The following is a 25,139-nucleotide window of genomic DNA, read 5'->3' on the forward strand; positions in this document are numbered from 1 at the left end:
GACGTGGAGTCCTCGGCTACACGGCGTGTGATCGGTGCATCGGCACCACGCGTCATCATCGACTCGACGTCGGACAATGCTGCGTCGAGCAGCAACACGGCTCGACGTGCTCGTGAGAAAAGAAGGGAACACAGTGGCGGATCGCCTGATAGTGCGAGGTGCACGGGAGCACAACTTGAGGGGGGTCGATATCGACCTGCCCCGGGACGCGCTGATCGTGTTCACCGGTTTGTCCGGTTCGGGCAAGTCGTCTCTCGCCTTCGACACGATCTTCGCCGAAGGCCAGCGTCGCTACGTGGAGTCGCTGTCCGCATACGCACGGCAGTTCCTCGGTCAGATGGACAAGCCCGACGTCGACTTCATCGAAGGCCTGTCGCCCGCGGTCTCGATCGACCAGAAGTCGACCAACCGCAACCCACGCTCGACCGTGGGCACCATCACCGAGGTCTACGACTACCTACGGTTGCTGTACGCCAGGGCGGGCACTGCGCACTGCCCGGTGTGCGGCGAGCAGATCGCCAAGCAGACTCCACAGCAGATCGTCGATCAGGTTCTCGACATGGAGGAGGGCCTGAAATTCCAGGTCCTAGCGCCGGTGGTCCGAACCCGTAAGGGCGAGTTCGTCGACCTGTTCGACTCGCTCAACACTCAGGGCTACTCACGTGTGCGCGTCGACGGTGTCGTCCACCAGCTCAGTAGCCCACCGGTGTTGAAGAAGCAGGAAAAGCACGACATCGAGGTCGTCGTCGACCGGCTCACCGTCAAGTCCAGTTCGAAGCAGCGGCTCACCGACTCGGTGGAAACCGCACTGCGGCTGGCAGACGGGATCGTGGTTCTCGACTTCGTCGACCGTGAGGAGAACGCCCCCGATCGGGAGCGTCGTTTCTCGGAGAAGCTCGCGTGTCCCAACGGCCACCCGCTGTCCATCGACGACCTCGAACCGCGATCGTTCTCGTTCAACTCGCCTTACGGTGCCTGCCCCGACTGTGTCGGGCTCGGCGTGCGCAAGGAGGTCGATCCCGAGCTGGTGGTGCCCGACGGTGATCTGAGTCTGGCCGACGGGGCCATCGCGCCGTGGTCCATGGGCCAGACGTCGGAGTACTTCGGCCGCTTGCTGTCCGGACTCGCCGACGCCATGGGCTTCGATCTGCACGCTCCGTGGAACAAGCTGCCGGCAAAGGTCAAGCGAGCTGTCCTGGAGGGCAGCGACCACCAGGTGCACGTGAAGTACAAGAACCGGTACGGCCGCACCCGGTCGTACTACGCCGAGTTCGAGGGCGTCATGCCCTTCCTGCACCGCCGCCTCGAGCAGACCGAATCCGAACAGATGAAGGAACGGTACGACGGCTACATGCGCGACGTTCCGTGTCCTACCTGCAACGGAGCCAGGCTGCGTCCAGAAATTCTGTCGGTCACCATCGCGGCAGGTGATTTCGGGCCGAAGTCGATCGCCGAGGTGTGTGAACTGTCCATCGCCGACACGGCCGACTTCCTCAACAGCCTCACTCTGGGGCGACGCGAGGAAGCGATTGCGGGCCAGGTCCTCAAGGAGGTTCAGGCTCGACTCGGCTTCCTGCTGGACGTGGGTCTCGAATACCTGTCGTTGGCGCGCACCGCGGGCTCGCTGTCCGGCGGCGAGGCGCAACGTATCCGGCTCGCCACGCAGATCGGCTCCGGCCTCGTCGGCGTGCTCTACGTACTGGACGAGCCGTCCATCGGACTGCATCAACGGGACAACCGCCGGCTCATCGACACGCTGACGAGACTGCGCGATCTCGGCAACACATTGATCGTCGTCGAGCACGACGAGGACACCATCCGTACCTCGGACTGGGTCGTCGATATCGGACCGTTGGCCGGTGAGCACGGCGGACGCGTCGTGCACAGCGGTTCCTACGCGGACCTCCTCACCAACGACGAATCGCTCACGGGTGCGTATCTGTCGGGTCGCATGGAGATCCCGCTGCCGGACACCCGTCGGGTGGTCGACAAGAAGCGACAGGTCACCGTCGTGGGTGCCCGTGAACACAACCTCCAGGGAATCGACGTCAGCTTCCCCCTCGGTGTTCTGACGTCGGTCACCGGTGTCTCCGGCTCGGGCAAGTCGACTCTGGTCAACGACATCCTTGCGACCGTGATGGCCAACAAGCTCAACGGTGCCCGGCAGGTTCCCGGTCGGCACACCCGGATCAACGGTCTGGACCAACTGGACAAGCTGGTTCGCGTCGACCAGTCGCCGATCGGCCGCACGCCCCGGTCCAATGCTGCGACGTACACCGGGGTCTTCGACAAGATCCGTACGTTGTTCGCGGCCACCACCGAGGCCAAGGTTCGTGGGTATCAACCCGGACGATTCTCGTTCAACGTCAAGGGTGGTCGGTGCGAGGCGTGCTCGGGAGACGGCACGTTGAAGATCGAGATGAACTTCCTGCCCGACGTCTACGTCCCGTGCGAGGTGTGCGAGGGCGCTCGCTACAACCGTGAGACGCTCGAGGTGCATTACAAGGGCAAGACCATCGCCGAGGTTCTGGACATGCCGATCGAGGAGGCTGCCGACTTCTTCGAGGCCATCACGTCGATTCACCGGTATCTCAAGACCCTCGTCGAGGTCGGCCTCGGCTACGTCCGCCTGGGGCAACCGGCAACGACCTTGTCCGGCGGCGAAGCTCAGCGTGTGAAACTCGCAGCCGAGTTGCAGAAGCGATCGACCGGCCGCACGGTCTACATCCTCGACGAGCCGACCACGGGCCTGCACTTCGAGGACATCCGGAAATTGCTCGGCGTGGTGAACGGACTGGTCGACAAGGGGAACACCGTCATCGTCATCGAGCACAATCTCGATGTCATCAAGGTCTCCGACTGGGTAATCGACATGGGGCCCGAAGGCGGTTCGGGCGGCGGAACGGTTGTGGCACAGGGTAATCCGGAAGCCGTAGCAGCGGTGCCCGAAAGCTACACCGGAAAATTCCTGCAGGAGGCGCTCTCCCGTGAGGTAGTGGCGTCCACGCCGAAGGCGGCCCCGAAGAAGCGTCGGGCTCGTAAGGTCGCTGCGGTCTGACGCGAACACGTCGACGACGAAGCCGCATCCGGATTGCCGGATGCGGCTTCGTCGTCTGTCGGTGGGGGTGGGGTGCGCTCGTTCAGTGCACCGGGCCGGTGTACTTCTCACCGGGGCCGAGTCCCGGCTCGTCCGGGTGTGCGGAGGCTTCCCGGAACGCGCGTTGCAATGCCTGCAGGCCGTCGCGAATCGGTCCGGCGTGCGGACCGAGATACTCGACCGACGCGGTGACCAAGCCGGCGAGTGCGGTGATGACGCGTCGGGCCTCGTCGAGATCGAGGTAGGGGCTCTCCGCGGGATCGGGCTCGGACAGACCCAGCTTCTCGGCCGCAGAACTCATCAGCATCACCGCTGCGCGGCTGATGACCTCGACCGCGGGAACCTCGGCGAGTTCCCGGACTTCTTGCTCGATACCGGTGGGGTCGGTGCCTGCGGGTTCGGCGGGCGTGGATGAACTGGTCATACCTACGAGAATCCCACGCCGCGGGTGTTGTCAGTGGGATCGGGTGTCGACTCGGCGCGATCGATCGACGCGATTGTCGGTTTCGGGCTTCTGCTGGTAGTCTGACTCGACGACCGTCTTCGGCGTGCGCTCCTCGATGGAGTTCACCGCATGAAGGCAGCAAGTGGAGCCCGACTCCCACCGGTATGTGATCCGAAAGGATGGCTTCCGGTCCGGTCGCACGACGGTCTCCCAGTTGGGATTCCCCAGTGCTTCCTCCTCGTGAGGAGACTGTACGACGCGCTATGTCGTACGGATCGACCGGTCGACATCGGGCCCTGCTGTCGGTACAGACCGGCTGCAGGGTTTTTTCGTTTTCGGTGTTGGTTCGCCGAGCGTGATGTCGAGGTTCGAGGGCGACGGGCTGTGTAAGTGGCAGGCGGTCGGGTTACACACCACACCGCACTACCTAGGAGGCCCCATCAGCACTGAGACCCGCATCAACGATCGCATCCGAGTTCCCGAGGTCCGTCTTGTCGGACCAGGCGGTGAACAGGTGGGGATCGTGCGTGTTGAAGATGCACTCCGCTTGGCTCTCGAAGCCGACCTCGATCTTGTCGAAGTAGCTCCCGACGCACGTCCGCCGGTCTGCAAGATCATGGACTACGGGAAGTTCAAGTACGAGGCTGCGCAGAAGGCGCGCGAATCGCGCAAGAACCAAACGCTCACCGTCATCAAGGAGCAGAAGCTCCGCCCCAAGATCGACGCGCACGACTACGAGACCAAGAAGCGCAACGTGGTTCGCTTCCTCGAAGCCGGCTCGAAGGTCAAGGTCACCATCATGTTCCGTGGTCGCGAGCAGTCGCGCCCCGAGCTCGGTTTCCGTTTGTTGCAGCGCCTGGGTGCCGACGTCGCGGAACTCGGTTTCGTGGAGACGTCGGCCAAGCAGGACGGCCGCAACATGACCATGGTCCTGGCTCCGCACAAGGGTGCCAAGACTCGCGTGAAGGCTCAGGAAAGCGCTGCCGCGCCGCCTGCGCAACGCGCACCGGCCCCCGCGCCGGAACAGCCCGCCGCTGCAGCTCCGGCTGCCGAAGCACCGGCCGCAGCAGCTCCGGCTACTCCGGCCCAGACCAACTGAGCTTCGCGCTCTACCAGTAAGACAGTCCCGCACCCGCCTCGGTGCGCAGTCCGTGCCGAGGCGCTGCGTGTCTGTGCCATGCATCACCGAAGAGCTAATACAGAACAGAGGATTTCATGCCCAAGCAGAAGACGCACAGTGGTGCCAAGAAGCGATTCAAGGTGTCCGGCAGCGGCAAGATCCTGCGCCAGAAGGCCGGCCGTCGCCACCTGCTCGAGCACAAGCCCACCAAGGTGACTCGTCGCCTCGATGGCGTCGCCGTTGTCAAGAAGGCCGACGTGCCTCGGATCAAGCGCCTGCTCGGCATCTGATCCGGCCCGCCGCCGACTGATTTCGGTCGGCTTCATCCCATTACCATTCGGGGTTTCACACGCCCCCAGATCGACAGGATTCACCAGTGGCACGCGTAAAAAGGGCCGTCAACGCCCAGAAGAAGCGCCGTTCGATTCTCGAAGCGTCCAAGGGCTACCGCGGACAGCGCTCACGTCTGTACACCAAGGCCAAGGAGCAGCAGCTCCACTCGCTCACCTACGCCTACCGGGACCGCCGCGCGCGCAAGGGTGACTTCCGCAAGCTGTGGATCACGCGAATCAACGCTGCAGCGCGGGCCAACGACATCACCTACAACCGCTTCGTCCAGGGCCTGAAGGCCGCGGGCGTCGAGGTGGACCGCAAGATCCTCGCCGAGCTCGCTGTGTCCGATGCCGAGGCATTCGCCGGCTTGGTCGCCATCGCCAAGGCTGCATTGCCTGCCGATGTCAACGCTCCTGCTGGAGAAGCAGCCTGAGCGAGTCGCCGCACGACGATTCAACTCCGAAACGACCCGTGGATTCGCTGACCGAGCGAACTCCGCGGGTCGTTTCGGCCGTCAAGCTCGCTCGCGCTGCAGAGCGCAAGAAGACGGGACTGTTCCTTGCCGAGGGCTTCAATGCTGTGTCCGAGGCTGCGCGGTTCGGTTCGGTCCGAGAGCTGTTCTTCACCGCGGACGCCTTCGACCGACACGAGAGCCTCATCGCCTCCGTCGAGGCCGCTGGAGCACGGGTGTTTCCGATCACCGATCGGGCCGCGAAGGCGTTGTCCGACACTGTCACTCCGCAGGGCCTGATCGCAGTCACCGAGTTGGTCGACGTCCCGATCGGCCGTGCGTTGGCCGGGACACCGCGGCTGGTGGCCGTTCCTGTGGAAATGGCCGAGCCTGGTAATGCCGGCACGATCATTCGTGTTGCCGACGCCGCGGGGGCCGATTCGGTGGTCCTGCTCGGCGACTCCGTCGATCCTCACAACGGCAAATGCGTGCGGGCCTCGGCCGGCAGCGTCTTCCATCTCCCCATCGCGCGGGAGCGCTCGATCGAGGGCGGCGTCGACGCACTGCGCCGTGCAGGACTGACGGTCGTGGCGACCGCCGCCGACGGCGAAGTCGACCTGGACGACGCAGACGAGCTGCTCGAGCAGCCGACTGCGTGGTTGTTCGGCAACGAGGCCCACGGTTTGTCCCTCCCCGTTGCCCAAGCTGCCGATCACCGGATCAGAATTCCCATCCACGGTCGGGCGGAGAGTCTGAACCTGGCGACCGCCGCGGCACTGTGTCTCTACGCGAGCGCCCGTGTTCGACGACGGTCGGCGAACCCGTGAATACGGTCGCCTAGGATCGTTACCACTCTGCCTCGTGCAGACCGACCATTATTCGAGGAGTGCATCTGTCGTGGCGAAGAAAGAGTCCGGGCCCGAGCCGGTAGATCCGAGCGTTCTCGAAGAGTCCGCACTCGACGCTGCGGTGGACTCGGCCGAGCAGGCGTTCGCCGACGCGTCGGACCTCGATGCGCTCACGAAGGTCAAAATCGATCACGTGGGTGGAAAGGCGCCACTGGCGTTGGCTCAGCGCGCCCTCGGAGCTCTTCCCGGTGACCAGAAGGCGGACGCGGGCAAGCGCGTCAAGGTGGCACGAGACCGGGTGCAGAAGTCCTTCGACGAGCGCCGCGCAGTGCTGTCGGCGGAGCGCGATGCGGCAATTCTCGTGGCCGAGACGATCGACGTGACGCTGCCGACCGACCGGGCACCCGTCGGAGCGCGCCATCCCATCACGATCATCTCCGAGCAGGTTGCCGACGTCTTCGTCGGAATGGGCTGGGAGGTCGAAGAGGGCCCCGAGGTGGAAACCGAGCACTTCAACTTCGACGCGTTGAACTTCCTGCCCGATCACCCGGCTCGCACGATGCAGGACACGTTCCACATCGCGCCGGAGGGCTCGCGGCAGGTACTGCGTACGCACACGTCGCCGGTGCAGGTGCGATCGATGCTCTCTCGGGAGGTGCCGATCTACGTCGTCTGTCCTGGCCGAACGTTCCGTACCGACGAGCTCGACACGACGCACACTCCGGTCTTTCATCAGGTCGAGGGGCTCGCGATCGACAAGGGCCTGACGATGGCGCATCTGCGCGGAACGCTGGACGCGTTCGCGCAGGCTCTGTTCGGCAGCGATACGCGTACTCGGATGCGGCCCAACTACTTTCCGTTCACCGAACCCTCTGCGGAGGTCGATGTGTGGTTCCCCAAGAAGAAGGGTGGAGCCGGTTGGGTCGAATGGGGTGGCTGCGGAATGGTCAACCCGAAGGTGTTGCAGGCCAGCGGCATCGACCCGGAGGTGTACACCGGTTTCGCGTTCGGCATGGGTCTCGAGCGAACTCTGCAGTTCCGCAACGACATCCCGGACATGCGGGACATCGTCGAGGGGGACATCAGGTTCACTCTGCCCTTCGGTGTTCAGGCCTGACGCCGCTACTCTCCAGCCCCACTTCATCTCGGATACAAGAAAGAGCTGAGCACACGTGCGAGTCCCACATTCCTGGTTGACCGAGGTCCTGCACGCGGGTACTCCCGACTGGTCCGTCTCGCCCGACGAGCTCGACGAGGGTTTCGTACGCGTCGGTTTCGAGGTCGAGGAGCTGGTCTCGTTGGACAACGTGACGGGGCCACTCGTGGTGGGTCGGGTCGAGTCGATCGAGGAACTGACCGAATTCAAGAAGCCCATTCGGTTCTGCCTCGTGAACGTGGGGGCCGACGAGCCTCAGGAGATCGTCTGTGGAGCACGCAATTTCGCCGAGGGGGACCTGATCGTCGCGGCTCTGCCCGGCAGCGTTCTGCCCGGTGGATTCGCCATCGCGTCGCGCAAGACGTACGGCCGCAACTCCAACGGAATGATCTGCTCGACGCTCGAGCTCGGTCTCGGCCGGGACCACTCCGGGATCCTGGTACTACCTGAAGGTACTGCGCAGCCCGGAGACAATGCCAAAGTCGTTCTGGGCCTGGATGACTCGGTGATCGAGCTGAACGTGACACCGGATCGCGGATACGCCTTCTCGGTGCGCGGCCTGGCCCGTGAGTTGGCGTGCAGCTTCGATCTTCCGTATGTGGATCCGGCGCGCACGATGCCCACCGAGGTCACCGGCGACGCCTGGCCCGTGACTGTCGAGCCAGAGTCCGGTACTTCTCGGTTCGCTCTGCGGAAGGTCGTGGGTATCGATTCTGCTGCCGTCACTCCCTGGTGGATGCAGCGGAGACTGCTGCTGGCCGGGGTGCGACCGATCTCGGTGGCCGTGGACGTGACCAACTACGTGCTCCACGAGCTCGGCCAGCCGTTGCATGCTTTCGACGCGAGCAAGCTCGACGGTGATCTCGTCGTGCGGCGCGCGAATGCGGGGGAGACGCTCACGACGCTCGACGGCGTCGAGCGCTCGCTCGATGCGGAAGACGTGGTCATCGCCGACGGAACGGGAGCCATCTCGTTGGCCGGCGTCATGGGCGGGGCGTCCACCGAGGTCGACGACTCGACCAGCGACGTCGTTCTCGAAGCAGCATCGTTCGATCCGCTCGCGGTGTTCCGAACCGGCCGTCGCCACAAGCTGTCGAGCGAGGCGAGCAAGCGATTCGAGCGGACTGTGGATTCGGCGCTCCCGGTTGCGGCGCTCGATCGGGCCGCACAGTTGCTCGTCGAGATCGCCGGTGGCCGTATCGAGCCGGTGCTGACCGACATCGGCGAGGCTGCCCGGTTCCCGTCGGTGACGATGGACTTCGACCTGCCCGATCGGATCGCGGGTGTGCAGTACCCCGACGGGACCGCTGCTCGACGGCTCGCTCAGATCGGCTGCACCGTCGAGGTGGATGTCGACGGTGGCGGCCACGGACAACTGGTCGTCGATCCTCCCTCGTGGCGACCCGACTTGGTGCAGCGCGCCGATCTGGTCGAAGAGGTGCTGCGGCTCGAAGGGCTCGAGAAGATCCCGTCGATTCTGCCGTCCGCTCCCGGTGGGCGCGGCCTCACCGTCGAGCAGAAGCGCCGGCGGGCAGTCGGCAAGGCCCTTGCGTTCGCCGGCTACGTCGAGGTTCTTCCGCCGGTGTTCCTGCCCAAGGGAATCTTCGACACGTGGGGCCTCGACGCGGACGACCCGCGCCGAGCGACGACGTCGGTGTTGAACCCGCTCGAGGCCGACCGCCCCGAGCTTGCGACGACCGTGCTTCCCGGTCTGCTCGAAATGCTGAGCAGGAATATCGCCCGCGGTCAGCGGGACGTGTCTTTGTTCGGAATCGCCCAGGTCGTTCTCCGGCACGACGCCACCGCTGCAGTGGACGCGTTGCCGGTCGATCGGCGACCGACCGACGATCAGATCGCGATGCTCCGTGGGTCCCTCCCCGCACAGCCGGTACACGTGGGCGTGGTGCTCGCCGGTCAGCGTGAGCCCTCAGGGCCCTGGGGACCGGGCCGAGCAGCCGAGGCCGCGGACGCGTTCGCCGCTGTGCGCACGGTTGCCGCGGCGTCCGGTGTGCACGTCGATCTTCGTGCCGCACAACACCTTCCCTGGCATCCGGGCCGGTGCGCCGAGGTTCTTCTCGACGGTGAGGTCGTCGGGCATGCAGGCGAACTGCATCCGGCCGTGCTCGAGCGAGCCGGTTTGCCGCCGCGTACGTGCGCGGTGGAGCTGAGTTTGAGTGCTCTGCCCGTCGTCGAATCGCTTCCGGCCCCCGAGGTATCGCCGTACCCGGCCGTGTTGCAGGACGTCGCTGTCGTGGTCGACGCGTCCGTGCCCGCTGCGTCCGTCGAGGCTGCGCTGACGATCGGCGGTGGAGAACTGCTCGAGTCCATCCGACTGTTCGACGTCTACGAGGGTGAGCAGGTCGGCGAGGGGCGCAAGTCGTTGGCGTTCGCCCTCCGGTTCCGCGGTACGGACGGCACCCTGACCGAGGATCAGGCGACGGCGGCTCGCGACGCAGCCGTGGCTGCGGCGTCCACAGCGGTCGGTGCCCAGCTGCGTAGCTGAACCGTCGACGGCGCGGCCGGTGTTGTGCGTAGCGTGGTGTCATGACGGGTACGACGACGGGAGCGGCCGATGAGTGAATCCGACACGCAGGGCACGGCCTCGGATCTGCAGGTGTTGAACGAGGTTCTCGCGGCGGTTGTCGGCCGACCTCGGTTGGCTCCGGTGGCAGCGGCGGCATCTGCTCTGGCGGCCGAGTTGGGGACGGCGGAACCCGAGCCCGCCGGGCCGGATCGCGGCGTCCCGCCGGGAACCGTTCCCGATGTGGATGTTCCGCAGGTGACGAAACCTCGTATCGACCAGCCGCTCGGCGATCCACCACCGGGAGCTCCGTTGGGCGGAACGGTGCCGGGCGTCATCGATGCGGAATTGGTCGACGACCTGCCAGTCGGCGGGGGTGGGGGTTATGTCGGCGGTGCTATTACGGGCGACTTCACCGACTCCGGGGTGCCGACCTGGGACGGGGTGCGAGAAAAGGTGGAGCACCGCTCGGGTACGGCTGTCGGGGCGGAGGAGCTGGACCGGGAATCGAGAGCCGGTCAGGACCTGGACAAACAGTGGAACGATCGGCAGGAAGCCGGCCGAAAGAAGCTCGACGAAATCCGTAGATCGATGGGTAACAGCTAGCGTTTCCGGCCCGCCGATGAATGAGCTTGCATGATGCTGCATAATAAACCGCATGACTATTTCGGAGGCAACGCCGAAGCGCATCGCGGTGGCAGGTGCCAGTGGCTACGCCGGTGGTGAGATCCTTCGCCTGCTGCTCGGCCACCCGGCCGTACGCGACGGCTCGTTGGTCATCGGAGCGCTGACTGCGGGCGGCAATGCAGGCGCGACACTGGGTGAGTTCCATCCCCACCTGTTGCCGCTTGCCGACCGTGTTCTCGGCCCCACGACGGTCGACGAACTTGCCGGGCACGACGTGATCTTCCTCGGGTTGCCGCACGGTAAATCCGCCGAACTCGCGCTTCGGTTGCCCGAATCCGTGGTGATCATCGACTGCGGTGCCGATTTTCGCCTCAACGACTCGGCAGCCTGGGAGAAGTACTACAAGTCTCCGCATGCGGGGACTTGGCCGTACGGGCTCCCAGAGCTACCGGGGCACCGCGAGCTCCTGGTCGGGGCCACGCGTATCGCCGTGCCCGGGTGCTATCCGACGGTGTCGAGTCTTGCCCTGGCCCCGGCAGTTGCCGCCGGAATCATCGAGCCACGGGTCAACATCGTTGCGGTCACCGGCACGTCCGGTGCGGGCCGGGCACCCAAGGCCGACCTGCTGGGCTCCGAGGTGATGGGCTCGGTTCGCGCATACGCGGTAGCAGGCGCGCACCGGCACACTCCGGAGATCGTGCAGAATCTGTCGGCGGTGGCCGGTACCGACGTGTCGGTGTCGTTCACTCCGGTACTCGCGCCGATGCCGCGTGGCATTCTGGCCACCTGTACGGCCGTGACCACCGCTACCGAGGCTCAGGCCGTCGAGGTGTACGAGAAGGCCTATGCCGCGGAGCCCTTCGTTCATGTTCTTCCGGCCGGGCGGCTGCCGCAGACCGGTTCGGTCATCGGATCGAACGCTGTGCAGATGAGTGTGTCCGTCGATGCAGACGCCGGTTTGCTGGTCGTCATCGCGGCCATCGACAACCTGGCCAAGGGAACAGCCGGTGCAGCAGTGCAATCGATGAATCTGGCGTTGGGAATCGACGAGACCGACGGTCTCTCTACCGTAGGAGTTGCTCCATGACCGGCCTGAAGAGCGAGACGGACGCGGTCGCCTCGATCGCGGGGAAGCTGGTGCGTTCCCAGGGCGTGACGTCTCCCGCCGGATTCCGTGCGGCCGGGATTCCCGCGGGTATCAAGGCAAGTGGCAGGTCCGATCTGGCTCTGGTGTTCAACGAGGGCCCGGACTTCACGGCAGCGGGCGTCTTCACCCGCAACAAGGTCAAGGCCGCGCCGGTGCTGTGGTCGCAGCAGGTGCTCACCACCGGTCGGCTTCGCGCGGTGGTGTTGAACTCGGGCGGTGCCAACGCTTGTACCGGTGCACCCGGTTTCCAGGACGCGCATCGGACGGCGGAGGAGGTCGCGTGCGTGTTGAGCAACTGGGGTTCGGAAACAGGGGCGATCGAGGTTGCCGTGTGCTCGACGGGTCTCATCGGCGACCGGTTGCCGATGGACAAGCTGCTGCCCGGGGTGACCGAGGTGGTGCACGAACTGGCCGGCGGTATCTCCGGAGGCACCGATGCCGCCTACGCGATCATGACCACCGATACCGTGCCGAAGCAGGCCGCGATTCATCACGCAGACAAGTGGAATGTGGGTGGGATGGCCAAGGGCGCGGGCATGCTCGCACCGTCGCTGGCCACGATGCTCAGTGTCATCACCACCGACGCCGTCGCGACCGCAGAGCAACTCGACACCGCGCTTCGTGCGGCCACCCGGATGTCCTACGACCGGCTCGACGTCGACGGTGCGTCCTCCACGAACGACACGGTACTGCTGCTCTCCTCTGGGGCGAGCGGTGTGAGCCCGTCGCAGGAGGACCTCGACGCTGCTGTCCTGGCGGTGTGTGACGACCTCGCCGACCAGATGATGGCCGATGCCGAGGGCGTCACCAAGCGAGTGAAGATCACCGTCTCCGGTGCAGTGTCCGAGGACGAGGCTCTCGTCGGTGCGAGGACGGTCGCCAGGGACAGTCTCACCAAGACAGCTCTGTTCGGTTCGGATCCCAACTGGGGTCGTGTACTGGCGGCAATCGGTATCGCTCCGATCGAACTCGATCCGGATCGGATTGCCGTGTCGTTCAACGGCAATCCGGTGTGCATCGACGGCGTCGGCGCTCCGGGTGCGCGCGAGGTCGACCTGTCCGGAGTCGATATTGCCGTGACCATCGACCTCGGACTCGGGTCCGGTACGGCCACGATCAGAACGACGGATCTCTCCCACGCCTACGTCGAAGAGAACTCGGCGTACTCGTCATGACTGCTGCTGCAACGCAATTGACGGCAGCGCAGAAGGCGTTCACGCTCGCCGAGGCACTGCCCTGGCTCCAGCGCTTCTCGGGCAAGATCGTCGTGGTGAAGTACGGCGGGAACGCCATGATCGACGACGATCTCAAACGAGCGTTCGCCGCCGACATGGTGTTTCTACGCACCGTCGGAATTCACCCCGTCGTCGTGCACGGTGGAGGCCCGCAGATTTCGGCCATGCTCACCAGGCTGGGCCTGACGGGTGAGTTCCGCGGCGGATTCCGGGTCACCACACCGGAAGTCATGGACGTCGTTCGGATGGTGCTGTTCGGGCAGGTCGGCCGTGAACTCGTCGGCTTGATCAACAGTCACGGGCCGTATGCCGTCGGAATCTCGGGGGAGGACGCGCACCTGTTCACCGCGACGCGTCGTTCGGTCCTGGTCGACGGCGTCGATACCGATATCGGTCTGGTGGGCGACGTCACCTCGGTAGATCCGAAGGCGATCTTCGATCTGATTGCCGCAGGCCGCATTCCGGTGGTCTCCACCATCGCACCCGACAGTGACGGCGTGGTGCACAACATCAACGCCGATACCGCTGCTGCTGCTCTCGCCAGTGCGATCGGGGCAGAGAAGTTGGTCGTGCTCACCGATGTCGAGGGTCTCTACACGGCGTGGCCCGATCGCAGTTCCCTGACCTCTCGAATCGACGCGTCGGAACTCGACGCATTGCTGCCCACGCTCGATGCGGGAATGGTTCCGAAGATGGAAGCGTGCCTGCGGGCCGTTCGTGCCGGTGTGCCGTCGGCGCACGTCATCGACGGTCGCGTCGAACATTCGGTTCTGGTGGAGCTGTTCACCGGAGAGGGGATCGGCACCATGGTCACCCCCGATCACTCGTCTACGTCAGGAGTCACGTCATGACCGGCACGCAGTCCACGGTCGATCTACAGCAGCGGTGGTCCACGTCGCTGATGGACAACTACGGTGTGCCGCGCGTAGCGCTCGTCCGAGGCGAAGGCGCTGTGGTGACCGACGCCGACGGCAAGCAGTACCTCGACCTGCTGGCCGGTATCGCCGTCAATATCCTGGGCCACGCTCATCCTGCGGTGATCGAGGCGGTCACTGCTCAGCTCTCCACTCTGGGTCATACGTCGAATCTGTATGCGACAGAACCGGGTATCGAACTGGCCGAGCAATTGCTCGCACATCTGGGTGCGGGTGCGACGGGACGAGTGTTCTTCTGCAACTCGGGTACCGAGGCCAACGAGGCGGCGTTCAAGATCGCGCGTCTGACCGGTCGTCCCCACATCATTGCCGCCGAGAAGGCCTTTCACGGACGGACGATGGGTGCACTGGCGCTCACCGGACAAGCCGACAAGCGAATTCCGTTCGAACCCATGCCTGCCGGTGTCCAGCACGTGCCCTACGGAGACATCGCCGCGCTCGAGGCAGCCGTCGATTCCGACACCGCCGCAGTGTTTCTCGAACCCATCATGGGGGAGGGCGGCGTGGTCGTTCCTCCCGACGGGTATCTCGTTGCCGCACGTGAGATCACGGCGAAGCACGGCGCGCTGTTGGTCCTCGACGAGGTGCAGACCGGTATCGGCCGCACGGGCTGGTTCTACGCCCACCAGTCGGTCGGCATCGTGCCCGACGTGATCACCTTGGCCAAAGGACTGGGCGGGGGTCTGCCCATCGGAGCCTGCATCGGTATCGGGGCGGCGGGGGAGTTGTTGCATCCGGGCAAGCACGGCACCACCTTCGGCGGCAACCCGGTCTGCGCCGCTGCTGCGTTGGCTGTGTTGCGGACCATTGCCGCCGACGACCTCGTTTCGCACGCCGACAGTCTCGGCAAGACCATCGCTCATTCCATCGAGGCTCTCGAACACCCTCTCGTCAGCCATGTTCGGGGCTCCGGGCTTCTGCTCGGAGTGGTGCTCACGGCCGCAGTTGCGCCTGCGGCCGAGGCGGCGGCCCGTGACGCAGGCTTCCTGATCAATGCAGCGCAACCAGACGTATTGCGGCTCGCACCGCCGCTGATCATCACCGAAGAGCAGGCCGCGTCGTTCGTCTCGGCACTACCGGCAATTCTCGACGCAGCACAGGAGGCACACCAGCCATGACCGTTCAGCACTTCCTTCGCGACGACGACATCACCCCGCAGCAGCAGGGAGAAATCCTGGCGCTCGCGGCCGAGATCAAGCGGGCTCCGTTCTCCAAGCGGCCGCTCGAGGGGCCGAAGGGCGTCGGTGTGATCTTCGAGAAGAATTCCACCAGAACTCGGTTCTCGTTCGAGTTGGGCATTGCGCAGTTGGGCGGCCACGCCGTTGTGGTCACCGGAAGCGACACTCAACTGGGACGCGAGGAGACTCTGCAGGACACCGGCCGCGTGCTGTCCCGCTACGTCGAGGCGGTCGTCTGGCGTACGTTCGGCCAGAAGCGACTGGAGCAGATGGCAACGGGTGCAACGATTCCCATCGTCAATGCGCTGTCCAACGAATTCCATCCCTGCCAGGTCCTCGCCGATCTGCAGACGCTGATCGAGCACAAGGGAAACCTGACCGGGAGGACGCTGGCGTACTTCGGCGACGGTGCCAACAACATGGCACATTCGCTTCTCATCGGCGGAGTGACCGCGGGACTCGATGTCAGGATCGCCGCTCCGAAGGAATTCGCACCACTCGGTTACGTCCTCGATGCCGCACGTGCGCGCGCCGAGGAGACCGGAGCGTCCATCACGGTGACCGAAGACCCCGACGAGGCCGCCGACGGTGCCGACGCTCTCGTCACCGATACCTGGACATCGATGGGTCAGGAGAACGACGGACTCGATCGAGTCGCTCCGTTCCGGCCCTACCGCATCGACTCCGAGCTGCTGTCGAAGGCGAAATCCGACGCCGTCGTGCTGCATTGCCTTCCTGCCCACCGCGGCGAGGAAATCACCGACGAGGTGCTCGACGGTCCGCACAGTGTCGTCTGGGACGAGGCCGAGAACCGTCTGCACGCGCAGAAAGCACTGCTGGTCTGGCTCCTCGAGCAGGCTCGGCGACCGTGAGTGACGACGTCACTGCGGTTCCGCTGACCGCGTCGACCCGCGCGGGCAGACAGGCGCGGATCATCGCGTTGCTGGCCACGCATCAGGTGCGCAGTCAACCACAGCTGGCGTCGTTGCTCGCCGCCGAGGGGATCGACACCACCCAGGCGACGCTGTCGCGTGACCTCGAAGAGTTGGGTGCGGTGAAGTTGCGCGCTCCCGACGGCGGCGTCGGGGTGTACGTGGTCCCCGAGGACGGCAGCCCGGTGCGCGGGGTGTCGGGCGGAACCGACCGTCTCCTGCGGCTGTTGGGGGAGCTGTTGGTGTCCACCGATCACAGCGGAAACCAGGCAGTTCTGCGGACACCGCCCGGAGCTGCGCATTACCTGGCCAGCGCCCTCGATCGTGCTGCATTGCCGGAAGTCGTGGGAACGATCGCCGGGGACGACACGATCCTGCTCATCGCCCGTGAACCGACCACCGGCGGCGAGATCGCCGACAAGATAGAAAAGCTCGCTCGACGCGGAAACTGAGATCCGGTCACTCCGCACTGCACCACACGAACCACGAAGGAGCGTCATCACCATGGCCGAACGCGTCATCCTCGCCTACTCCGGCGGACTCGACACCTCTGTCGCCATCAGCTGGATCGGACGGGAGACCGGCAAGGAGGTCGTCGCTGTTGCCATCGACCTCGGCCAGGGCGGTGAGGACATGAATGTCGTCCGCCAGCGCGCATTGGACTGCGGCGCAGTCGAATCGGTCGTCGTCGACGCCAGGGACGAGTTCGCCGACGAGTACTGCCTGCCGACGGTGCAATCCAACGCGCTGTACATGGATCGGTATCCGTTGGTTTCGGCCATCAGCCGCCCGCTGATCGTCAAGCATCTGGTGGAGAACGCACGTGCGCACGGCGGAACCGTCGTCGCGCACGGATGCACGGGGAAGGGCAACGATCAGGTCCGGTTCGAGGTCGGTTTCAACACGCTCGCTCCGGAGCTCGAAGTGCTGGCACCGGTACGCGATTACGCGTGGACCCGGGAGAAGGCGATCGCGTTCGCCGAGGAGAACGACATTCCGATCAACGTCACCACCAAGTCACCGTTCTCCATCGACCAGAACGTGTGGGGACGAGCAGTGGAGACCGGCTTCCTGGAAGATCTGTGGAACGCGCCGACGAAGGATGTGTACGACTACACCGAGGATCCGACGGTCAACTTCCAGGCACCCGACGAACTGATACTCACGTTCGACAAGGGTCGCCCGGTCGCCATCGACGGCCGTCCGGTGTCGGTGCTCGGTGCGATCCAAGAACTCAACACCCGTGCGGGCGCTCAGGGTGTCGGCCGATTGGACGTCGTCGAGGATCGGCTCGTCGGCATCAAGAGCCGTGAAATCTACGAGGCCCCCGGTGCGATGGTCCTGATCCGTGCGCACGAAGAACTCGAGCACGTGACCCTCGAGCGCGAACTCGGCCGCTACAAGCGTCATACCGACCAGAAGTGGGCCGAGCTGGTCTACGACGGCCTGTGGTACTCGCCGCTCAAGGGTGCGCTCGACACGTTCGTTCAGCACACGCAGGAACACGTCTCGGGCGACATCCGCTTGGTGCTGCACGCGGGCGGAATCATCGTCAACGGCCGTCGCAGCGGGGAGTCGTTGTACGACTTCAATCTCGCCACCTACGACGAGGGCGACACGTTCGACCAGTCCGCGGCCAAGGGATTCGTGCAGCTGCACGGGCTCTCCTCCAAGATCGCAGCGAAGCGGGACCTGGGCCTGTGACCACGTCGAGCAACGCACACGGAACCAACGAAGGCTCGCTGTGGGGCGGGCGCTTCGCCTCCGGACCGGCGGCTGCCATGGCAGCCCTGAGCAAATCGACACACTTCGACTGGGTTCTCGCGCCCTACGACATTCGCGCGTCCATGGCCCACGCCCGGGTTCTGAACGGTGCCGGACTGTTGACCCCGCAGGATCTCGAGACCATGCTCGACGGTTTGCAGCGGCTGGCCGACGACGTGGCGTCCGGTGAGTTCGTCGCGGCCGAGTCGGACGAGGATGTGCACGGCGCTCTCGAACGCGGATTGATCGATCGGGTCGGACCCGAGGTGGGTGGCCGCCTGCGTGCCGGCCGCTCACGCAACGACCAGGTCGCGACTCTGTTTCGAATGTGGTTGCGCGACGCCGTCCGTCGGGTGGCGGTCGGTGTTCTCAACGTCGTGGACGCACTGGCGACCCAGGCCGCGGCTCACCCCACCGCGGTCATGCCAGGCAAGACTCATTCGCAGGCGGCGCAGCCGGTGTTGTTGGCGCATCATCTGCTCGCACATACTCATCCGCTGCTGCGTGATGTCCAGCGGTTCGCGGACTTCGACAGGCGAGCGGCGGTGTCGCCCTACGGTTCCGGCGCTCTGGCCGGCTCCTCGCTCGGTCTGAGCCCCGAGAAGATCGCCGCCGAACTCGGCTTCGATTCGTCCGCCGAGAACTCGATCGACGCCACGTCCTCGCGTGATTTCGCGGCGGAAGCCGCGTTCGTGTTGGCGATGACGGCGGTGGACCTGTCTCGGTTCGCCGAGGAGGTCATCTCGTGGAGCACACCCGAATACGGTTACGTGACTCTTGCAGATGCATGGTCGACGGGCAGCTCGATCATGCCGCAGAAGAAGAATCCCGACGTCGCCGAATTGACTCGTGGCAAGACGGGCCGCCTGATCGGAAATCTGACCGGCCTGTTGGCCACCCTCAAGGCACAACCGTTGGCGTACAACCGAGATCTTCAGGAAGATAAGGAGCCGGTCTTCGATTCGGTTGCACAGCTCGAGTTGCTGCTCCCGGCTCTCACCGGTTTGACGGCGACATTGGAGTTCCACACCGATCGCATGGCCGAGCTCGCGCCGGCCGGGTTCACACTCGCGACCGATATCGCCGAATGGATGGTGCGGCAAGGGATTGCGTTCCGGGTCGCCCACGAGGCAGCGGGAGCCTGCGTGCGCGCGGCAGAAGCGCGGGGCGTGGGGCTGGTGGATCTGACCGACGACGAGCTCGCGTCGATTGATCCGGCGCTCACTCCGGCAGTACGCGAGGTGCTCACCGTGGAGGGTTCCATTTCGTCGCGTGATGCTCGCGGCGGCACCGCGGCAGTTCAGGTGGCGCATCAACTCGGTGGTGTGCGGGCGACTGCGTCGACGTTGCGCGCGTGGGCCGAGGTGCCGGTGTTGCGGCACTAGTCGACATCCTCGCCGTATTCCACGAGTGTGATGTGAGAAGCTTTCGTCACGCGAAGACCGATGTCGGTCGTTCCGTCGGGGCCGAACGCAGGAGTGTATTTGTGGGACTGAATGCAGACGCGGTACGTGGTCCACTGCGGCGTGCTATCGCAACGGCCCAGAACGGGCTCGAGGTCATCCGACTGGGTGGTCTCGAGACCGAGGTGGATCCGTCACCTTTTCGGGTGATGGACCGTGAACCGATGTATCGGTTGCGGCGTTACTTCCCCGACGACGTTCCCGTGGACAGTCCTCCGGTGGTGCTGATTCCGCCGATGATGGTCTCCGCGGACGTGTACGACGTCACCACCGATCAAGGTGCGGCCGGCATCCTGCACGGCATGGGCATGGACCCGTGGGTGGTCGATTTCGGTTCGCCCGATACCGAAGAGGGCGGGTGGAGCCGTACTCTGGCCGATCACGTCGTCGCCATCAGCGAGGTCGTGGACAAGGTGCACGAGCACACCGGCCGCGACGTTCACCTCGGCGGATACTCGCAGGGAGGCATGTTCTGCTACCAAGCTGCCGCCTATCGAGGTGGACGAAACCTGGCCAGCCTCATCACGTTCGGGGCTCCGGTCGACACCTTGGCCGGCTTGCCGTTGGGTATCCCGGCGGGTGTCGCCACTCGGGGCGCGGAGTTTCTCGCCGATCATGTATTCACGCGCTTGGCCGTGTCGGGGTGGATGGCGCGGACGGGATTCCAGCTACTCGACCCGGCGAAGACCGTGCGGTCTCGTTTGGATTTCCTGCGACAGTTGCACGATCGGGAAGCACTGTTGCCTCGGGAGCCGCAGCGCCGCTTCCTGGCGATGGACGGCTGGGTGGCGTGGTCCGGGCCCGCCGTGGCCGAGTTGCTCAAGCAATTCGTCGTGCACAACCGCATGATGACCGGCGGCTTCGTCATCAAGGACAGGCTGTTGACGCTTGCCGAGTTGACGGTGCCGGTGCTGGCGTTCGTCGGCGAGGTGGACGACATCGGACAGCCGTTGGCGGTCCGCGGAATCCGGCGTGCCGCACCTCGTGCTCAGGTATTCGAAACCACTTTGCGTGCAGGTCATTTCGGTCTCGTGGTGGGTAGTACGGCAGCTGCGCAGACATGGCCGACCACCGGAAACTGGATTCGGTGGCGCGAGAACCTCGGACCGAAGCCCGAGGCAGTTCGCGTCATGGAACACGAGGAGCACTCGGACAGCGACAGCGGAGTGTCGATCACCAACAGGCTCATCCATACCGCTGCCTCCATCGCCGAAGTGGGAGTCGGTGTGGGACGCGGATTGGCCTCGGCTGCGACCGGTGCTGTGCGCGGCACTCGTGAGATCTCGACCGAGGCCGTGCGCACCCTTCCGCGACTGGCGCGGCTGGGGCAGATGCAGCCGCACAGTCGGGTCTCGTTGGGCCGCTTGATCGCTGAGCAGGGAAGAAAGTCCCCGCTCGGCGAGTGCTTCCTCTTCGACGACCGTGTGCACACCTACGACGCCGTCAACGTGCGTATCGACAACGTGGTTCGAGGTCTGATCAGTGTCGGTGTACGGCCGGCATCGCGCATCGGTGTGCTGATGGAGACCAGGCCGAGTGCCCTCGCCGCCATCGCGGCTCTGTCGCGCATCGGCGCTGTTCCGGTGTTGCTGCAGCCGGGTAGCGACCTCACTGCCGCGTTACGCACCGTGGACGTCGACACTGTGATCGCCGATCCGGAGAATGCCGCAGCGGCCGTTCCGGTTGCGCCCAACGTGCTAGTGCTCGGCGGTGGTGAGACGCGGCGACTCGAGGTTCCGGACGGCTACGAGGTGATCGACCTCGAAGCCATCGACCCCGACGCCGTCCGACTCCCCGCCTGGTTCGAGCCGGATCCCGGTCGCGCTCGCGAACTGGCGATGATTCTGTTCACTACGACCGATCGTGGTCTCGAACCGCGATACATCACCAACCACCGCTGGGCGCTGTCCGCCTTCGGTACCGCGACAACGGCCGCTCTCGGTCCCGGCGATACCGTGTATTGCCTTGCACCGCTGCATCATTCGGCGGGCATACTCGTGACCATCGGCGGCGCGCTTGCCGGCGGATCGAGGATCGCTCTTTCCCGTGGTCTCGATCCCGAGCGCTTCAGGGAAGAGGTGTACCGCTACGGCGTTACCGTCGTCAGCTACACGTGGACGATGATGCAGCAGATCGTCGACGAGGGGCGCTTCCCGGTCGACACCGGTCACCCGGTTCGGCTGTTCATCGGCTCCGGTATGCCGGTGGGATTGTGGCGTCGCACGCTGGCGAAGTTCACCCCGGCGCGAGTCCTCGAGTTCTATGCCTCCACCGAGAACGATGTCATTCTGGCCAATGTCGCCGGGACGAAGATCGGATCGAAGGGACGTCCTCTGCCCGGCAGTGCGCGAGTGGCTCTGGCGGCGTACGACCCGATCACCGGTCGACTCGAAGAGGACGACGACGGATTCGTGCGGCAGTGCCGCGACAACGAGATCGGACTGCTCCTGGGCCGCCCGAGCGGTGACGGAGAGGCGACCAGCCATGTCATGCGTGGGGTCTTCGAGCCCACCGACGCGTGGATACCCACCGAGAACCTGTTCCGGCGTGATTCCGACGGCGATTACTGGCTCATCGATCGTAAGGACACTGTGGTGCGCTCGGCGCGGGGGCCGGTGTACACCCAGCCGATCGTCGACGCCGTCGGCGATCTCGACCAGGTCGGTTCGGCCGTGGTCTACGGGGTTCGTGTTGCCGTCGACGGGCCACGGTCGATCCGCATGGAAGCGTCGGCTACCGAGGTCGCAGTGTGCGCTGTGTCCCTGCAGCCGGAAGCGGTGATCACCGCTCGCGCTCTCACCGATGCTCTGGGAGTTCTTCTGCCGGACGAGCGTCCGGCAATCGTCCATGTGGTGTCGGACATCCCGGTCGGTCGTGCCTATCGACCCAACGCGACCGCATTGAAACAAGCCGGAATCCCTACGCCGAGCGCACGCTCGTGGTACTACGATCCGGAATCGAACAGCTACCGTCGATTGACGAAAGCTGTTGTGGCAGAACGCTTCGTGGGACGTCAAGGCACCGCCGAGAAGTCGTCCTGACAGGAGAGGGCAGCCAGCGGCCCCGACGACGGAGACAACCGGCGTTCGGTAGCGTGAACGAAGACCATCACTCCGACTCGATCGGAGCAGACAGAAGGACACCTGTGGCAATCGACTCGACACTGCTCTCCATCCTCGCGTGCCCCGTGGACAAGGGCCCGCTCCTGCTCGTCGAGGACGAACTGCTCTACAACCCGCGACTGCGTCGCGCATATCCGATAGAGAACGGCATTCCGGTGTTGCTGGCCGACGATGCGCGCGATGTCGACGACGCCGAGCACGAGTCGATTCTGGCGCGCGCCACGTCCTAGACCATCGCGTTCCGGGCGACAACCAGGTAGCTCAGCGGCAATGCGCTGCCTGACGTCCCGTTCGCCACAGCACGCACGGTGCTCCAGCACAGCGAGCATCGGGGCGCAGTCGATCGATCCATCGATGCCCCGTCGACGCCTGGAGGTCGAGGGCGCAGCATCATGGGATGCGTGAACGCTGTCGACTTGGAAATCGGAGAGCCGGACGACGGAGCCCGACGCATCCTCGGAGCCACCATCCATGCAGGCGCGGTGTCGGTGCGCATCGTGGAAGTCGAGGCGTACGGCGGTCCGATCGACGGTCCGTGGCCCGATCCCGCTGCGCATTCTTTCCGTGGCCCGACACCCCGAAATGCCGTGATGTTCGGTCCGGCGGGTCGGCTGTACGTCTATCTGAGTTACGGCATGCACCTGTGCATGAACGTCAGTTGCGGGCCGGACGGGACGGCTGCTGCCGTCCTGCTTCGAGCCGGACAGGTAGTTGCAGGTCACGACGTCGTCGACGGCAGACGCGGTGGCGGAAAGTCGCGAACAGCGCGGGTCGAGGCCGGGTGGGCTCGGGGGCCCGGCAATCTCGGTCGAGCACTCGGAGTGGGACTCGCCGACAACGGAACCGATCTGTTCGACGCGTCGTCACCGATCACCCTCGAGCTGCCCCGACATCCGTTGGGCGAAGACGCGGTGAAAGCCGGTCCACGCGTGGGTGTGAGCGTGGCCGCCGACAGACCGTGGCGTTTCTGGCTACCGGCCTCGCCTGCAGTGTCGAACTACCGGCGCAGTCCCCGGGCTCCCCAGCCTGGCTTGCGTGAGGGCTGAACGAGGCGGCGACAAGTGCATGCGGGAAGATCGACGTCGTGAGCGAGAACATCATCGACGAATTGACCTGGCGCGGGCTGATCGCGCAGTCCACCGACGTGGAAGCACTGAAGAAGGCCACCTCGGACGGGCCGATCACGTTGTACTCCGGTTTCGACCCGACCGGACCCTCGCTCCACGCCGGCCACCTGGTTCCACTACTTGCCTTGAAGCGCTTCCAGCGGGCCGGTCATCGGCCGATCATTCTTGCGGGCGGCGCAACCGGACTGATCGGTGATCCTCGCGATGTGGGGGAGCGAACCATGAATTCCCGTGAGGTTGTCACCGAATGGGCATCGCGTATCCGGGGTCAGCTCGAACGGTTCGTAGACCTGGACGACGGACCTACCGGTGGCGTGGTGGTGAACAACCTGTCCTGGACGGGGGAGTTGTCCACCATCGACTTCCTCCGAGACGTCGGCAAACACTTCTCGATCAACGTCATGCTCGCGCGCGAGACGGTCAAGACTCGGCTCGAGGGCGACGGCATGTCGTACACCGAGTTCAGCTACATGCTGTTGCAGGCCAACGATTACGTCCAGTTGCGCCGGGAGTACGGCTGCAGTCTGCAGATCGGTGGATCGGATCAGTGGGGCAACATCATCGCCGGCGTGGAACTGAATCGTCGGCAGGACGCCGAACAAGTTCACGCGCTGACCGTTCCCCTGGTCACGTCGTCGGACGGCAAGAAGTTCGGTAAGTCCACCGGTGGAGGCAGTCTCTGGTTGGACCCCGAGATGACCAGCCCGTACGCCTGGTACCAGTACTTCGTGAATACCGGTGACGCCGATGTGGTCAAGTACTTGCGCTGGTTCACCTTCCTCTCCCAGGACGAACTGGCCGAATTGGAGACCGCAACCGAGGAACGACCGCACGCCCGAGAAGCGCAGAAGCGACTGGCAGCGGAGATGACGACTCTGGTTCACGGTGAAGAGGCGACTCGCTCGGTCGAGCTCGCCAGCCAAGCGCTGTTCGGGCGGGCAGAGCTCACCGACCTCGACGAGAAGACTCTGGCAGCGGCGTTGCACGAGGCATCGGTGGCCGACATCGAGGTGGGTGCTCCGAACACGATCGTCGACCTTCTTGTCGCGACGGGGTTGAGCGAGAGCAAGGGTGCTGCTCGCCGGGCGGTCAAAGAGGGCGGGGCAGCGGTGAACAACGTCAAGATCGCCGACGAGAACTGGACACCGTCGAGCGACGATCTCCTGCACGGGCAATGGTTGGTCGTTCGGCGCGGGAAGCGAAACTTCGCGGGAGCACGAGTGGCTCGCTGAATCCGGAATCGGCCAGTGGCCGGAGTCACATTGATGTAATTTGGTTTGGACATCCGCACGAGGGGCAATTCACCGAGCGCGACCAGGCTGTTCACATCGATTGTGTCCGAACGACCTGGGGATTTGACGCGTTGTTATCCGGGGCGTAACTTTGTCCAAGTCAGAGCGACACGGACGCCAGCGCAGACCGCAAGGCCTGAGCGAAGCGGACACGCGCTCTACACAATCTGGTTCGGACACGACCACGGTCAGGTCGGAGCCGCGGATGGAAGGCCAGTTTGACTGAGGCTGAACATCCGATCTAAGCTGGAACGGTTGCCCCGGACACCGACGAGATCATCTCGGAGGTGAATGGTGTGTGCGTGTTCTTTGAGAACTCAACAGTGTGTCGATGAATGTCAGTGCC

The 25,139-nt window shown here is 64.9% G+C and carries 21 protein-coding genes; 20 read left to right on the top strand and 1 reads right to left on the bottom strand.

The window, feature by feature from the left end; translation table 11 throughout:
* The first annotated feature begins 133 nt into the window (after positions 1–133).
* Positions 134–3,058, top strand: coding sequence for an excinuclease ABC subunit UvrA (gene uvrA / locus QM588_RS07095; RefSeq protein ID WP_032374518.1), 2,925 nt, complete (start codon positions 134–136; stop codon positions 3,056–3,058).
* Between the two features lie 82 nt (positions 3,059–3,140).
* Here uvrA and QM588_RS07100 read toward each other — a convergent pair whose 3' ends face one another.
* Positions 3,141–3,521 carry a DUF1844 domain-containing protein gene (locus tag QM588_RS07100; RefSeq protein ID WP_206498123.1) on the bottom strand — a complete coding sequence of 127 codons (381 nt, stop codon included), beginning with the start codon at positions 3,519–3,521 and terminating at the stop codon, positions 3,141–3,143.
* A 379-nt stretch (positions 3,522–3,900) separates the two neighbouring features.
* Between QM588_RS07100 and infC the strand changes: the two genes are divergently transcribed.
* The 19 genes from infC to tyrS all read left to right on the top strand — a co-directional run bounded on the left by infC (position 3,901) and on the right by tyrS (position 24,733).
* Complete coding sequence (gene infC, locus QM588_RS07105; RefSeq protein WP_045841242.1) at positions 3,901–4,641, top strand: translation initiation factor IF-3; 741 nt, start codon at positions 3,901–3,903, stop codon at positions 4,639–4,641.
* A 116-nt stretch (positions 4,642–4,757) separates the two neighbouring features.
* Positions 4,758–4,952, top strand: coding sequence for a 50S ribosomal protein L35 (gene rpmI / locus QM588_RS07110; RefSeq protein WP_008715923.1), 195 nt, complete (start codon positions 4,758–4,760; stop codon positions 4,950–4,952).
* 86 nt (positions 4,953–5,038) lie between these two features.
* Positions 5,039–5,428: a 50S ribosomal protein L20 gene (rplT, locus tag QM588_RS07115; RefSeq protein ID WP_008715924.1), complete on the top strand. Its 390-nt coding sequence runs from the start codon at positions 5,039–5,041 to the stop codon at positions 5,426–5,428.
* A gap of 38 nt (positions 5,429–5,466) precedes the next feature.
* A complete protein-coding gene (locus QM588_RS07120; protein ID WP_283312340.1) occupies positions 5,467–6,273 on the top strand; it encodes a TrmH family RNA methyltransferase in 807 nt (268 codons plus the stop codon).
* 70 nt (positions 6,274–6,343) lie between these two features.
* A complete protein-coding gene (gene pheS / locus QM588_RS07125) occupies positions 6,344–7,411 on the top strand; it encodes a phenylalanine--tRNA ligase subunit alpha (RefSeq protein ID WP_032386899.1) in 1,068 nt (355 codons plus the stop codon).
* A gap of 55 nt (positions 7,412–7,466) precedes the next feature.
* Positions 7,467–9,953: a phenylalanine--tRNA ligase subunit beta gene (gene pheT, locus QM588_RS07130; RefSeq protein WP_283312342.1), complete on the top strand. Its 2,487-nt coding sequence runs from the start codon at positions 7,467–7,469 to the stop codon at positions 9,951–9,953.
* 69 nt (positions 9,954–10,022) lie between these two features.
* Positions 10,023–10,577: a hypothetical protein gene (locus tag QM588_RS07135; RefSeq protein WP_206498119.1), complete on the top strand. Its 555-nt coding sequence runs from the start codon at positions 10,023–10,025 to the stop codon at positions 10,575–10,577.
* 52 nt (positions 10,578–10,629) lie between these two features.
* Positions 10,630–11,685, top strand: coding sequence for an N-acetyl-gamma-glutamyl-phosphate reductase (gene argC / locus QM588_RS07140; RefSeq protein WP_094716024.1), 1,056 nt, complete (start codon positions 10,630–10,632; stop codon positions 11,683–11,685).
* Entirely contained in the window at positions 11,682–12,920 is a 1,239-nt protein-coding gene (gene argJ, locus QM588_RS07145; RefSeq protein WP_283312343.1) for a bifunctional glutamate N-acetyltransferase/amino-acid acetyltransferase ArgJ, read from the top strand. Before argC ends, argJ begins: the two co-directional genes overlap by 4 nt.
* Positions 12,917–13,831 carry an acetylglutamate kinase gene (gene argB, locus QM588_RS07150; protein ID WP_201010785.1) on the top strand — a complete coding sequence of 305 codons (915 nt, stop codon included), beginning with the start codon at positions 12,917–12,919 and terminating at the stop codon, positions 13,829–13,831. The genes argJ and argB overlap by 4 nt, the downstream gene beginning before the upstream one ends.
* Positions 13,828–15,033 (top strand): acetylornithine transaminase, encoded by a 1,206-nt coding sequence (locus tag QM588_RS07155; protein ID WP_027497234.1) that lies wholly within the window; start codon positions 13,828–13,830, stop codon positions 15,031–15,033. The genes argB and QM588_RS07155 overlap by 4 nt, the downstream gene beginning before the upstream one ends.
* Positions 15,030–15,965 (top strand): ornithine carbamoyltransferase, encoded by a 936-nt coding sequence (gene argF / locus QM588_RS07160; RefSeq protein WP_032365513.1) that lies wholly within the window; start codon positions 15,030–15,032, stop codon positions 15,963–15,965. The genes QM588_RS07155 and argF overlap by 4 nt, the downstream gene beginning before the upstream one ends.
* On the top strand, positions 15,962–16,477 hold the full coding sequence (locus tag QM588_RS07165; protein ID WP_032365512.1) for an arginine repressor: 516 nt from the start codon (positions 15,962–15,964) through the stop codon (positions 16,475–16,477). Before argF ends, QM588_RS07165 begins: the two co-directional genes overlap by 4 nt.
* A 52-nt stretch (positions 16,478–16,529) precedes the next feature.
* On the top strand, positions 16,530–17,729 hold the full coding sequence (locus tag QM588_RS07170; RefSeq protein WP_032370344.1) for an argininosuccinate synthase: 1,200 nt from the start codon (positions 16,530–16,532) through the stop codon (positions 17,727–17,729).
* A complete protein-coding gene (gene argH / locus QM588_RS07175) occupies positions 17,726–19,174 on the top strand; it encodes an argininosuccinate lyase (RefSeq protein ID WP_283312345.1) in 1,449 nt (482 codons plus the stop codon). Before QM588_RS07170 ends, argH begins: the two co-directional genes overlap by 4 nt.
* A gap of 101 nt (positions 19,175–19,275) precedes the next feature.
* Positions 19,276–22,293 carry an AMP-binding protein gene (locus QM588_RS07180; RefSeq protein WP_283312346.1) on the top strand — a complete coding sequence of 1,006 codons (3,018 nt, stop codon included), beginning with the start codon at positions 19,276–19,278 and terminating at the stop codon, positions 22,291–22,293.
* Positions 22,294–22,397: 104 nt separating this feature from the next.
* A complete protein-coding gene (locus tag QM588_RS07185; RefSeq protein ID WP_027497228.1) occupies positions 22,398–22,604 on the top strand; it encodes a Trm112 family protein in 207 nt (68 codons plus the stop codon).
* Positions 22,605–22,766: 162 nt separating this feature from the next.
* Positions 22,767–23,420 (top strand): DNA-3-methyladenine glycosylase, encoded by a 654-nt coding sequence (locus tag QM588_RS07190; RefSeq protein ID WP_283312347.1) that lies wholly within the window; start codon positions 22,767–22,769, stop codon positions 23,418–23,420.
* A gap of 38 nt (positions 23,421–23,458) precedes the next feature.
* The gene (gene tyrS / locus QM588_RS07195) at positions 23,459–24,733 is read left to right on the top strand and encodes a tyrosine--tRNA ligase (RefSeq protein ID WP_283312348.1); all 1,275 of its coding nucleotides are present in this window, start codon (positions 23,459–23,461) and stop codon (positions 24,731–24,733) included.
* Positions 24,734–25,139: the final 406 nt, after the last annotated feature.

The sequence above is a fragment of the Rhodococcus sp. IEGM 1354 genome, from assembly GCF_030056855.1.
Lineage (GTDB): Bacteria > Actinomycetota > Actinomycetes > Mycobacteriales > Mycobacteriaceae > Rhodococcoides.